This window comes from Clostridium sp. AF34-10BH (genome assembly GCF_003478095.1).
Classification (GTDB): domain Bacteria; phylum Bacillota; class Clostridia; order Lachnospirales; family Lachnospiraceae; genus Acetatifactor; species Acetatifactor acetigignens.
In genome coordinates this window covers 23,652-37,412 of record NZ_QUEC01000034.1, presented here as the reverse complement: position 1 = coordinate 37,412, position 13,761 = coordinate 23,652, and the positions used below count along the sequence as shown (strand labels likewise).

Annotated in this window: 10 protein-coding genes; all 10 read right to left on the bottom strand. The window is 46.0% G+C overall.

What is annotated here, in order from left to right:
* Nucleotides 1–178 precede the first annotated feature (178 nt).
* Nucleotides 179–1,549: a GHKL domain-containing protein gene (locus tag DWZ61_RS17215; protein ID WP_118539855.1), complete on the bottom strand. Its 1,371-nt coding sequence runs from the start codon at nt 1,547–1,549 to the stop codon at nt 179–181.
* Entirely contained in the window at nt 1,546–2,259 is a 714-nt protein-coding gene (locus DWZ61_RS17210) for a LytTR family DNA-binding domain-containing protein (protein ID WP_118539854.1), read from the bottom strand. Before DWZ61_RS17210 ends, DWZ61_RS17215 begins: the two co-directional genes overlap by 4 nt.
* Nucleotides 2,260–2,676: 417 nt before the next feature.
* Nucleotides 2,677–5,079 carry an alpha-galactosidase gene (locus tag DWZ61_RS17205; RefSeq protein WP_118539853.1) on the bottom strand — a complete coding sequence of 801 codons (2,403 nt, stop codon included), beginning with the start codon at nt 5,077–5,079 and terminating at the stop codon, nt 2,677–2,679.
* Between the two features lie 3 nt (nt 5,080–5,082).
* The gene (locus DWZ61_RS17200; protein WP_118539852.1) at nt 5,083–6,441 is read right to left on the bottom strand and encodes a glycoside-pentoside-hexuronide (GPH):cation symporter; all 1,359 of its coding nucleotides are present in this window, start codon (nt 6,439–6,441) and stop codon (nt 5,083–5,085) included.
* Nucleotides 6,442–6,481: 40 nt separating this feature from the next.
* On the bottom strand, nt 6,482–8,926 hold the full coding sequence (locus tag DWZ61_RS17195; RefSeq protein ID WP_118539851.1) for a glycoside hydrolase family 2 TIM barrel-domain containing protein: 2,445 nt from the start codon (nt 8,924–8,926) through the stop codon (nt 6,482–6,484).
* A 56-nt stretch (nt 8,927–8,982) separates the two neighbouring features.
* The gene (locus tag DWZ61_RS17190; protein ID WP_118505190.1) at nt 8,983–9,561 is read right to left on the bottom strand and encodes a TetR/AcrR family transcriptional regulator; all 579 of its coding nucleotides are present in this window, start codon (nt 9,559–9,561) and stop codon (nt 8,983–8,985) included.
* A 196-nt stretch (nt 9,562–9,757) separates the two neighbouring features.
* Complete coding sequence (locus DWZ61_RS20435; protein ID WP_279220515.1) at nt 9,758–9,886, bottom strand: hypothetical protein; 129 nt, start codon at nt 9,884–9,886, stop codon at nt 9,758–9,760.
* Nucleotides 9,887–9,930: 44 nt separating this feature from the next.
* Nucleotides 9,931–11,037 (bottom strand): ribonuclease E/G, encoded by a 1,107-nt coding sequence (locus tag DWZ61_RS17185; RefSeq protein ID WP_118505192.1) that lies wholly within the window; start codon nt 11,035–11,037, stop codon nt 9,931–9,933.
* Nucleotides 11,034–11,765 (bottom strand): TIGR03936 family radical SAM-associated protein, encoded by a 732-nt coding sequence (locus tag DWZ61_RS17180; RefSeq protein WP_118505193.1) that lies wholly within the window; start codon nt 11,763–11,765, stop codon nt 11,034–11,036. Before DWZ61_RS17180 ends, DWZ61_RS17185 begins: the two co-directional genes overlap by 4 nt.
* 106 nt (nt 11,766–11,871) lie before the next feature.
* Nucleotides 11,872–13,746, bottom strand: a complete 1,875-nt coding sequence (locus DWZ61_RS17175; protein WP_118505195.1) for a TIGR03960 family B12-binding radical SAM protein — start codon at nt 13,744–13,746, stop codon at nt 11,872–11,874.
* Nucleotides 13,747–13,761: the final 15 nt, after the last annotated feature.

The window sequence follows — 13,761 nt, the reverse complement described above, 5'->3', positions numbered from 1 at the left end:
GTTTGTAATCAACTTTCCCCCTCACACGGGAATTTCAAAAAACTATTGAGGAGACTGTCGCAGTGCTCCTCAAATATTGTTGCAAGCAACATATTTTCATCGCTACCTGCGCAAAAAAAGCACTACATATTTCTGTAATTTCTGTAATTTACAAAATACATAGTGCCAATTTATTTCTTTATTCTACCTGCATCATAATGCTAAGGATTACTTCCTCATTTCCCTGCTCCAAAGATATATCTCCCATATACATTCTGGCAACCCGGCGAATGTTATTCAGACCCATTCCATGTTCCCTCCCAGATTTGGTTGTTTCTGGCAAATCGCTGTCACCAAAATTAAGCTGACCCCAAAAACTGTTTTTTATGGTTATCATAAAGATACTGTTTTTCCGAAAAGAAGAAATGCTGATATACGGATCATCTCCACTTACATTTTCCATGCAGTTATTCAAGGCATTATTCATGATCACACTCAAATCAAATGCATTTAACTTCGTATTCTGCGGATAATGAAAATCCGACAGAAACCGAATCTGCCTTTCTTTTGCTTCTCTCAGCTTTTCCATCAAAATGACATCAATTACCGGACTTCCTGTCTTTATTTCCGGAGATACCTCGTCCCATTCATTTTTCAGATGTTCCAAGTATTCTGTAGCATCATCCATATTATTATGTGCCACCAGATGTTCCAGTGTCTGTATATGATTTCCCATATCATGGCGCATGGAGCGGATATCCCGATACAACTTTTCGACTTCCTCAATATGCTTTTTCATGTCACTGATCTGATTTAATACCAACTCTTGTCCCCGCTGTTCTTCCTGCATCTCTTTCCAGTTTTGAAACATTACAATCACAACAAGAATAGCAACTATGGAAATCAGATAGTGTAAAAAGCTTAAAGCTCCATAAAATCCATATGTAACAATCAAGTTCTTTCCAGTATCTCTTTCGTATATCATGAGATAATATTGTAAAATGCCATACCCAGTGACGCCTACAAGTGAAGGTATAATAAGCATTACCATCTCTTTGACGCTCATTTCATCTTTTTTGTATATATACGCTTTATTGATCAGTCCTATTGCAACCGCAATAAAAGCAATACAAAGTACAATATCCAAAACTCTGGTTCCAACATATAGTCCGTATTGCAACCACACTTTTTCTGCACTCATATTCCGAAATACAAGTGCTTTTGTAACAAGATCATCAAGTCTGCCTGCCATTGCAACCGTTAACCATCGGATAGAAAAGAACGTAATTGCAAGAAATATTTTCTGATATATATTTCTTCTGTCCTCTACATACATTGCAAGAAACGCTGCTATAACTCCAATCAGATATGCGGAAAAATTATCAATCTGTGGCGGAATCATATATAAAACAAGCATAATCGTAATATAAACAATACTGACTGCCACAGCCCCTTTTTTCTTTTTTATATAGGGACAAACAAATTTTCCAAAATAGATTCCTGTAATCATAAGGAGTGCAATAACAGAAATTTTCGATGTAACCATCCAGCATTTTTCTACCAAACTCATCCGATTTCTTTTCCTTTCCTCTGATTATATTTCAAATATTGTTTTACAAACTCAGAATAATTCTGTTTTGCAATCAATGCAGTTCCATTTTCCATCGTCACACAATATGCATCATATTTCTGAACATATTTGAAATGTACGAGGTAGGCTCTGTGTGTACGAAAAAAATCTGCTCCCACAATTTCACTCAGTTCCTGCAATTTTCCATAATATTCAATATTCGTATCCCGTGTATGGATAATGACTTTTCGATTATATACCTCGGCATACACAATATCCTTCAAAAACACTTTCATATGGCTTCCTCCGGACTGCACCATCATGTATTTTTCATCCGATTGATTTTCAGAATATTTTTCAATGCTTCTGACTGCACATTTCACAATTTCCTCAAATTTTTCATCTGAAAATGGTTTCACCAAATAATGAAATGCTGCAACATCAAATGCCTGAAAAACATACTCCTCCACAGCAGTTACAAATATCAATACCATTTTTTCATTTTTCTGACGCAGAATCCTTGCCGTTTCCATTCCATCCATTCCTGGCATCTGAATATCTAAAAATAGAATATCCGGCTCACAACCACTTGCAATCAATTCATCACCAGATAAATATTTTTCTATTACTACATCCGGTAATAATTTCTTTATTTTTTCTTCTAATATCAATCCTATAGACTTTTCATCATCACAGATTGCAATTTGCATCTTGTCACTTCCTTGCTTACATACAATTATATTTATTATATCGGAAAAGTTCTTTTAATAGCTAGCCACCATGTTGTGAACCGACATTTTTTTGTTGTGAAATAGAATATCACATATAACGCATTATTTGCTTCCTGTTAATACGCAAAAACACTGTATCTCAAACTCATTGAAATACCATGCTTCCCCGAATTTTCTATATTGTCCTATTGATATTATTACTTTACTATCCGACACGCCTCTGGGCGTGACTGTATCTATCAAAAAAGAAGCCAGCAGTTTATTCACACACTACTGACTTCCTATACTACTCATTTTATTTACTTCGCTGCGTCTCAGACAAGTTATTACAATACCGACCGCCCTCATTAGATTTTCAGGCCTGACGAGGGGAGGTCGGTGTATAAAAAAGCATTATTATTCCACTGCTTCCATAAAGTAAATTCGGGAGGAAAAATCCGGGAACAATCGGGTGTCGGAATTATATCCGGTTCCGGCGAAAGCGGGTTTCAGGGCAATACCCGCAAGCATCAGGGTATCTCCGTAAGCGGTCAGATCTTCTTTTTCGCCATCCATATTCACAAATCGTGAAAGAATCTCCTGTAATGCGGATCCTTGCTTGATATGCACCGGGGAAACGGTGTTCACAAGGTCTCCGAAGTCCTTCAGATTGTATTTGATATTCCTGCCGTAGAAATGATATTTCACATCAGGAAGTAACCCCACCGGGCGATACCAGTCATGGGATTGGTTCGGAGTTGTCAGGCGTCGGAAGAACAGTCCCACTGCTCTTCTGCCATCCGGGGACACGCAGGTCCAGGATAAGGTTTCCGAGTCGGAATCCTCGTTTTCTGTCCCACGGTAAAAGGTTCCAAACTGGAAAACTTCCCGCCATTTTTTATAAAGTGCAATCTGTTCCCGGATTGCGTTAAGGTCACTTCCGGACAGATCCTTTAAATTACATTCATACCCTAAGACGCCGAAGGAAGCTACCTGAAAACGGGTTTCAAGGGGCGTGATTCTTAAGGTCTGATGATTTGGACAGGATGATACATGTGCTGTAAATACCGATAAGGGATATCCATAGCTGTAACTGTTCTGAATCCCGGTACGGCACAGTGCGTCAGTATTATCGCTCGCCCAGATCTGCGGGAAATAATTTAATATTCCCAGATCAAAACGATTTCCACCTGAACTGCAGCCTTCAAACAAAATTTCAGGGAAACGTGTGGTAAGTTCATCCATAATGTGATAAAGCCCCAGCACATAACGATGTGCCGTCTCTCCCTGTTTCGCAGCCGGCAGATAAGGGGAATAAATATCACTAAAATTGCGGTTCATATCCCATTTTACATAACGGATGTCTCCGGAGGAAAATACCTTCGTCATGGAATCTATTACATATTGTTGTACTTCGGGATTGCACAGATCCAAAAGGCGTTGATTACGTCCCTCGGAGTGGGGATGTCCCGGAATCATCATTGCCCAGTCGGGATGTTCTTTATAGAGGTTACTGTTCTCACTGATCATCTCCGGCTCCACCCAGAGGCCGAAATCCATCCCCAGAGCTTTGATTTTTTTACTGAGGGAAGCAATTCCTCCGGGCAGCTTCTTCGGATCCGGTTTCCAGTCTCCCAGGGAGGAGGTGTCATCATTTCGTCCCAAGAACCACCCGTCATCCATGACGAACAGTTCGATGCCGACATCTGCTCCCGCTTTTGCCAGCTGCAACAGCTTTCTCTCATCAATCTTAAAATAACATGCTTCCCAGCTGTTTAACAGAACCGGACGGGGGCTTTTCTTCCAGACACCCCGCACAATATGCTCTCTGATAAAGGAATGTAATTGTCGGCTGAGTCCGCCATATCCATTCGAAGAATAGCTTAAAACAGCCTCCGGTGTATCAAAATGTGTTTCCGGAGTCAGCTCCCAGGAAAAGCTTCTGGGATTTATACCGCTTACAAAGCGCAGTTTCCCATTAGAGTCTTTCTCAACGGCTTCATAATGATTTCCACTGTAGATCAGATTGCAGCCGATACAGGCGCCAAAAGTCTCACAGGTGTTCTTATGTCCCAGGATCATAAAAGGATTCGAGCGGTTCGAAGAGGTTCCTGTATAAGAAGCATTTACAAATTTGCCGGAACGTAAGGAAATCTGTTCTCTGTGCATTTCTCTTGCCCAGGCACCGCTGAAATGAGTGATTACAGAATAATCCTCTGTCAGATCTAACTGTGCACTGAGACATCGCTCCAAGGTGACAGTTGCGTCACTATGGTTGATCAGCCGTGCACTCCTGGTAATGACATCACATTCTTCGAAAACAGTATAAAACAGCTGCAACTCCAAATGATTCGTAACATCCTGCAAAACAATCTGAAGGCATTCCGCGGAATCAGTTTCCGCTTCTGAATAACTGCGAGGGAGTCCGGAAGCCTGCAGGCACTGTTCTCTTTCCTTTAAAGTAATAACTTCATAGGAATCAAAAGTAAAGTCAGAGGTGACACTTCCGTCAGTAAATTTGACTTCCAAAAAAGGTTCCCGGATATCTCCCCTTCCCAAGGTGCCAACCTCCAGGCAGACATCTTCCATGGAGATCTGCGGATGTTCCCTGTCGTAGGTACAGGTGTTTCCCGGAGCGAAGGCTCTCTGTATGACAAGGGGCGTACAGGAGGAAGGATCCTGTGAATCCACAGTGATCCGCTCCCCGTAATACAGATGTTCTAAATGTCCGGTCTCCATGACCCACATTCCATAGGTTGTGTGGGCTGTCTGTAAAAAGAACCATGGTCTTGTATCGGAATCTTTTACAATCTGAATCATGCTTTAAGCCTCCTGAATCTCTTTTAACCGCTCCTCGGTCAGTTTATATTTTTTATGAAAGAAAATGACACCAATGACAAGGAGCAGAATGGGGAACAGTGTCATCGTCATACGAAGTCCCACTACAGAGCTTCCGGAAGCTCCTGCAGTTGCCACTGCATCACTGGTATCAGAGCTTAAGTTGCAGAGGTTCAGGCACAGGGAGGCTGCTAATGCAGCTACACCGGAAGCCAGTTTTACCACGAAGGTCTGCATGGAGAAAATGACACTCTCGTCTCTGCGGTGATTTTTCCATTGACCGTAATCTACCGTGTTGGCCAGAAAGACGGTGGTCAGTACCGTCAGCATACCATTGGCGGCAAAGATCAGAAATCCGGGGATAAACAGTAAAAATACATTGCCTATATTGGTAAAACACAAAAACAACAATACAAAATATCCTGCAATAGCCATCACGAAGCTGACATAAAAGATCCGAATAGTACTTAAGAACTTACGAAACAGCGGGAACAAAAGCATCATGGAAAGGATCTGTACCGCTCCGCCAAAGGTATTGAACAGTGTATAGGAGTTATACCAGGTCTCTCCGCCGAAATCGTATTTAAAGAAATAGATTACCAGGTTGGAGGTCGTATAGACCGCGCAGTTGATCAGTACGATGGTGACCACGACAGCCATGGCCTGATCGTTCTGGATCAGTGCCCGGAACATCTGACCGATGGAAGGAGCATCCACATCTACCGTAGATTTTTCCTTGATATTAATACAGGTAATGGCAATAAATATCACGAACAGCACAGCAATGATCAGGGTGAACCGGGAAAATCCGACCCGCTCTTCTCCTCCGCCCAGGGCATTGACACAAAGCATGGTGATCACGGTGATGATGGCAGAGCCGACACCGGCGCAGGAACGTCCCAACGTTGACAATCCTTCACGCTCTTTTCCGCTGTGAGTAAATGCCGGTATCATGGACCAGAAGGGAATATCCATCATGGTATAGGTCACACCCCAGAGAATATAGGTAACCGCCGCATAAGCCACCAGCCCGCTGCCATCCAGCGCAGGAGGCGCTGAGAACATCAGAAACAGAACAACAGCATTGGTCACGGTGCCGATCATCAGCCAGGGGCGGAATTTCCCCCAGCGTGTCCTGGTCTTAGCTACGATGACACCCATGAAGGGATCGTTAAAGGCATCGAACACTCTGGCAACCAGCAGGATAATACCCATAGCTACGGCATTTACCCCTAAAATATCCTGATAGTAATATAAAATATAGCTGGCGGACAGCATATACACCATATCCTTGCCGACCGCACCCAGTCCATAAGAAAACTTTTCTTTTCCACTTAAACTCATAATGTAACCCTGATCCTTTCTCTTTGATTTTCACCTGAAATTAAACCGTAACCTGAAACGGTATCTTTATTTCCCCTGCGGTCTGGGACCGTAATAACAAAGTTCCCTGACCGGATATCCCAAGACTTTTTACATAAGTGCCACCCATGCCGCCCTGTAAGGCAATGGTGTCAGGTCCGATGATGGCAATGTCACCTTCCGCGGTGATCCGTACCGGCTCCTGATAAAAAGGAAGCACATTGCCGTGGGCATCCACAGCCCGGATCCGTACCAGTGCCACGTCGTAGCTGTGATGCTCTGTCAGATTCGTGTGATCCGCTTCCGCCTGCAGCCGGATCCCATTTACCGGCTCTTTGGTGACAGACTTTATGACTTTGCCGTCTTTGATGGCATCAAAACGGTATACGGTGGCGGTACCGCCCCAGTCACCGATGTATTTCGTGTAAAGCTTTGTCACCTCCGCAAAATCAATATGATACAGCAGTACCAGCTTTAAGGCGGTAGGATACAATCTCTTCGGAATATGGTTCAGACTGCCTCTGGCCACGATATTCATGGCATCCGCCATTTCTTTCGCATGTTTCGGACGGAACCGTTCGTTCTTCTCCAAAGCATCACCGATAAAGTCATCGATGAGAATGGGACCGTGCTTTAAATGCTTATAAGGGGACATTTCTGGCCGGTATTCCTTGATAAAACGGTCGTTTTTATACATTCTCACACTGTCGGCATTGGACAAAATATACAGGTTTCCGCGGTTGCAGCCGGGATGCTCTCCGATATCCATGGAGGAGGTGATCTGAAGCACGGGGATCTCATCCTGTTCACAGGCATAAACGGAAGCTGCGAGCTTCGGATTACGGAACATATCCATGACACCGTGATAACAGATCCGGTCACCGCTTCCGAAGTCCTTATGGGTATTGTAGTCGAACATACACCAGCCGAAGCTTCCGGCGATATCCTCCTGCCCCGCCACGGCATCCAGTACGTTGGCATGGCGGATCGCATGTTCACTGCGGCGTTCCTCATTATCGAAGGCTTTTGTGGGATACATGTGTCCGTTGTATTCGCTGATCAGGTAAGGCTTGTCGGTATCGGAAGTGACCTTTTTCTTCGGGTCACAGCCGGGAGTCTCGCCGTCGTGCAGAAAATCGTTATAAGTATAGACGTCCTCCAACAGATGACTTTTCTTAATAGCCCGGACACCGCCGGTAGGTCTCATGGGATCCAGCTTATGTGCCACGGCATTGGTCTTTTCGTAAAACGGATCATCATCCGGGGATTCATTGATCCGTACACCCCACAAAATAATCGAAGGATGATTGCGGTACTGACGGATCATGTCCTCTGCATTGACCACCGCCTGTGCTTTCCAGGTGTCATCTCCAATATGCTGCCAGCCGGGAAACTCTGTGAAGACCAGAAGTCCCAGTTCGTCGCACCGCTCCAGAAAATAATGACTCTGGGGATAGTGGGAAGTCCGCACGGCATTCAGCCCCAGCTCTTTTTTTAACAGATCCGCATCCAGCTTCTGCATGCTCTCCGGCATGGCATAGCCTACATAAGGATAACTCTGATGGCGGTTCAGACCCCGGATCCGCAGTTTTTTGCCATTGAGGTAAAAGCCGTCTTTTTTAAAAACTGCATCCCTGATACCGAAGGTGACCTCTGCTTCGTCCAGAAGCTGTTCTCCCTGCCAGAGCTGGGTCTTTAACAGATAAAGATGAGGGTGTTCGGTATCCCACAAAAAAGGATGTGGAATCGTTCCCTGAATACGAAACGGGGTCTCAGCCGTAGTGCCTGTGGGGACATTCTGTTCGCAGAGAAACTGCCAGCCATTATCTGATGTTACATCTGATACCACACCCGACATTACAGCATCGCTCTTTAACATATAATATTGTCTGACATTAAGGTCTTTTGCAACTTCATAAAAAGTGATTTCAGAAGTTACCTGAGCCTCATCCGGTGTGATCAGCGTGTGTACGAAAATATCCTCAAGGGCAATCTGGTCTTTTACTTCGAGATACACATCCCGGTAGATGCCGCCGTAGGTCATATAATCGATCACGTAACCGAAGGGAGGCACATTTAAGTCTTCTCTGCTGTCCAGCCGGACACACAGCACATTGTCCTGTCCGTAGCTCGCATATGCCGACAGATCTACAGTAAAGGCGGTGTAGCCGCAATGGTGCTCTCCCACCTTATTGCCGTTGAGATAGACGGTACTGTCATGACCGGCCCCTTCGAAGGTGAGCAGGATCCGCTTGCCCTGCCATTCGGTCGGAATATGCAGATGACGTCTGTAGCCGCTGACCATCTGGTAGAGAGATTCGTCAAAATAGTGAAACGGGGTCTCCTTACAGGTATGAGGGATTCGGACGGGCTGCAGGGTCTCTTCCGGGTATTCTGTTGCAGTCATCCCCTCCTGAAAGTTCTCGTTAAAAAGCCAGTCTTCGCTTAAATAGATCTTCTGATTCATGGTTTGGTCCTCTTTCTTTGGGATATTATGGATTAATTCTGGATTATTCCATTGCCTCATTCTGATCTCTGTACGATGCCATACATGAGGATTTCCACAACTTCCTTCAGGGCATCTGCATAAGTCAGCTGATTTCGAGAGAGAATATCTCTCTGGAAGAACTGCTCAATGGAAGCTTCTAACATCATTTTCACCAGACAGATGGGAACCGGGCGGATGCTGCCCTCAGCCATGCCCATCTCGATCAGCTGGATTGTAGGCTCCCAGCCTGTGGAAAGTCTGAGTTCTACCTTCTGGTAGATCTTCGGGTATTTGTCCCGGAGGGAATATAATTTTCGAAGATCGATATTCTGATAACCTTCCGGCAGCACTCCCAGGATGCGGTGCAGTTTTTCCACTACACTGAGGGAAGGATCGGTCAGGATCATCTGCTCGCTTTCCTTGATGGAGTCAAAGATATAATCTACCATGGCAAGAAACAGTGCTTCTTTATCATCGTACACGGTATAGATGGTTTTCTTGCTGATCGAGAGTTCCTTCGCCAGATCATCCATTGTGAATTTCAACCCTTTTTGATCGAAGACACGCAGGGTGGCGTCGAGAATATTTTTTTGCAGACCTTCTGTGGTATCCATCGCTTCTATTCCTCCGTTCGGTAAGATTGTAATTGCAGTATGGAAACTGAAAAGTAAATTGTGGTTTCCTATAAAAACAGGGTAGCATTTTTGAAAAAAAGATTCAAGAAACGTTTTTGCCAAAAAGAGTTTCCGAGAATTGTGAAATATAACAAAAAACCAGCCAACAAAACGGTTGACTGGTGAATGACAGAGTCTATAAATAGTTTTTCATGATGCGGTACAATGCTTTTGGATGCAGCGGTTTGGAAAGGTACTCGTTGATTCCTGCATTTCTGGCTGCTGCAATATCCTCCGGCAGTGTTTTGGTACTGACGGCAATCATGGGGATTCCAGGTCCGTCGGTATGGGTGGAAGCGTTTAATTTTATTATCTCTTGAATTGTTCTGCCAGCGTGGGATGAGATTTTTTGCGGGTGATCTCCACCAATCCTAAAGGCGTCATATCCACGATGCGGGGATGCTGAGGATCCCCTGCGGTCAGATTCTTTAATGTCTCCAGTAACTCCTTCTGCCGTTCCTTTTCCGCCATATTGATGAAGTCCACAATGATGATACCGGACAGATTCCGCAGGCGCAGCTGTCTGGCTACTTCTTCGGCAGCCTCCAGGTTTACCTGATAATAGGTGTCCTCTCCTGCTTTTTTCGCTTCGTTTTTACCGGAATTGACATCGATCACCGTCATGGCCTCCGTAGGCTCGATGACGAGATATCCTCCGCATTTTAACCAGACTCTCGTATCCAGTGCTTCCTCCATGCCGCGCTCCAGAGAATACAGCAGGCGTAAAGAGATCGCTGGATCATCGTAGAACCGAATGGACTTTTGTTTTAACAAAGGGTGATCTCCTTCCGACAGCTGACGATAGATCTGAGGATCATCGGTAAGGATCTCAGAATATTCCGAAGGATCCGCCATCTGCTCCAGAACCTCGTAAACGGCCTCAGAAGGCTTCAAAAGGCAGGTGAAGTACACTTTATGGTCTGCCTGCTCCCAAAGGCTCTGAAGGGCTTCAGAAGCGTTCTCGGGGGTGCTCCCGTTTTTACAAAGCAGCTGCTTCATCCGGGCAGGATCCGCAGTGGCGGAGGCACGCTTTGTCTTCTGGGCATCTCTGGTGACCATGACTATCAGCTCGTCTCCAGCTTTCAAGGTACCGTCTGCCTTACGATTGGTCAGATGCGCCGCACCTGCTTCCCGCAGGGGTAGAAAGCACAATTCTCCGGGCAGGATCTCCACGAAGCAGGCATCAATATTTTTTGCCACATTCTGTATTTTCCCCAGATAGATGCCACCGATCTTACTGGCATCTGACCGCAGTACGCGTATAGCATCCACACCCCGGGCATTGACAAGCAGAGCTGCCCTGCGTTCCCTCAGACAGGTGAAGATCAGTTTTCCCTCCGTGCAATCCGTGGATTTACGGATCTGATTTACTTCTTTTTCTCTGGCCGGTCGTCCGCCGGTGAGACTGCGGCTCATTCCGTGTCACCGGAAGCTGCCCTGTAAGCTTCCTCACTGTCGAAACCTATGGCATCCAGGGGGAGAAGGGCGTCTGTTTCGTTTCTCAGATAGGTCTCTTCTCTGTTGACCAGAAGGGCATTTTCCTGCAGGGTCTCACCATTTTCGGAAAATAATGCTTCAATGACCTGAATGGGTTTGATATTTCCGGCACTGGAGGCATCCACCAGCAGATAAAGCTTTTCGGACTCCACCACCTTCATCTCATAGATACCTTCTTTTAAATTGATCTCCCGGCTTCCCTTTTTTGTCTCTTTGGTAATGAGGATCTCATCTTTTGCAAGAAAACGATCCACCGCGGAGCTCAGATCAAAATGAGGATCTCTGCCCTCCCGGAAAGCTACCGTATATCCGGCGGCAGCAACGCTGGCCATGGCATTGCCGGCCTTGTCCGGCAGAATTTTCACCGAAGTGATCTCGATTCCCGGTACGGAAGCGGCATTCAACCGCTGCTTTACATCCTCACAGGAGGTCAGGGAATGCACTTCCAGGTCCATATATTCTCCGTTGCTGGTCAGTCCCACACCCAAAGGTGCGGCAAAGGACATGATCTGATGCGGGCTGAAGCCTCCGGTATAGGCTACGTCCAGCTCCGCTCTGCGGTTGGCTTTCTGGAAGAAGCGCATTACATCCAGATGGCCAATGAAACGTACCGGTCCGTATTTTCTGAATTTGATTCTTAACTTCATAATTTCTGTCAGATTTCTATGAGGCCTTCCGTGAAAGACCTGAAATTTCCCTTTCTTCGTATTTTTCTACACTCTATAATGTGTCACAAAAGCATGCCCCTTACAATCATCCTCTGGGCTCCACACAGATACCGCAGCCGAATCTGGCGGCACCGCAGCCCTGACATGCCTGTTTGCAGTTCGGTGAGATCGTCTCGTTTTTCGCTTTCTGCCATTCTCTCTCCAGAAAAGCTCTGGATACACCGCAGTCCAGGAAATCCCAGGGCAGGATCTCGTCCAGAGGCCGTTCTCTGTGGGAATAGAAATCCGGGTCCAGACCACAGGCTTCAAAAGCTTCCATCCAGACATCGTTGTGGAAATACTCACTCCAGGCATCGTAGAAGCAGCCCTTGTTATAGACATATAAAAGCACCTGGGACAATTTTCTGTCACCTCTGGCCAGAACACCCTCCAGAACGCTGACATCCGCTTCGTGCCAGTTGTACTTGATGCTCTTCTGGTTCAGCTGCTCGGAAATGGCCTTTCTGGTCAGATATGCCTTTTCCACGAACTCTTCCTTGGTACACTGGGGCGCCCACTGGAATGGCGTAAAGGGCTTCGGCACGAAGAAGGAGGTACTGGTAACAATCTGCACTCTGCCGTTGACACGTTTCTCCTTCGGCACCGTATCGAAGAAAGTGGCCGCAATTTTGTTGGAAAGCTCAGCGATTCCCCGGATATCCTCTTCGGTTTCCGTGGGATGTCCCAGCATGAAGTACAGTTTGACTCTGGTCCAGCCGCCTTCGAAGGCAAGGGCGGAACCCTGTAGGATCACTTCTTCAGTGAGTCCTTTATTGATGACATCCCGAAGTCTCTGGCTGCCGGCTTCCGGAGCAAAGGTCAGACTGGATTTCTTCACATCCTGTACTTTGCTCATGACATCCAGAGAAAAGGCATCGATACGTAAAGACGGCAGGGAGATATTGATATGTCTCTTATCACACTCTTCAATCAGGAAGTCAATCAGCTCTGGCAGCTTACTGTAATCGCTGGAACTTAAGGAACTTAAGGAAATCTCCTCATGACCGGTGTTTTTCAACATTTCCATGGCGTACTTTTTCAGAACTTCCACATCCCTTTCTCTGACGGGACGATACAGCTGTCCTGCCTGACAGAAACGACAGCCACGGATACAGCCTCTCTGAATCTCCAGAACGACTCTGTCCTGTGTGACTTTGATATAAGGAACTACCGGCTTCATAGGATAAAAGCTGTCGGTCATATCCGTTACCAGCTCTTTGCGGATCCTTGCGGGAATTCCCTCTTCCGTAGGTTGAAAGGAAGCAATGGTGCCATTTTCATGGTAAGTGGTCTCATAGAACCGGGGCACATACATTCCCGGCAGCTTTGCCGCCCGGCGTAAGAATTCTTCTCTGCCTGTCTTCTCCGTCCGGCATTTCTTATAGAGATCGATCAGCGGCCGGTACTGGGTCTCGCCTTCTCCGATATAGAAAATATCAAAGAAATCGGCAATGGGCTCAGGATTATAGGTGCAGGGACCGCCGCCGATAACGATGGGACAGTCCTCTCCACGTTCGGTGGCAAGCAACGGGATCCCCGCCAGATCCAGAACCTGCAGAATATTCGTATAACACATTTCGTACTGAATGGTGATTCCCAAAAAGTCGAAGTCTTTTATCGGATCCTGACTCTCCAGGGCAAACAGCGGAATGTTCTCCTTACGCATAATTTCATCCAGATCCACCCAGGGAGAATACACACGCTCACACCAGACATCATCCCAGGAATTGAGCATGCCATACAGGATCTGGATTCCCAGGTGGGACATACCGATCTCGTAGACATCCGGGAAGCACATACAGAAACGGACATCAATGCTGTCCCTGTCCTTCACTACGGCATTGACTTCGTTGCCGATGTAGCGGGCCGGTTTTTCGATCTTCATCAGAATATCATCATTTAACGCTAACTTTTCGTTCATATTTACCTCAGGTTA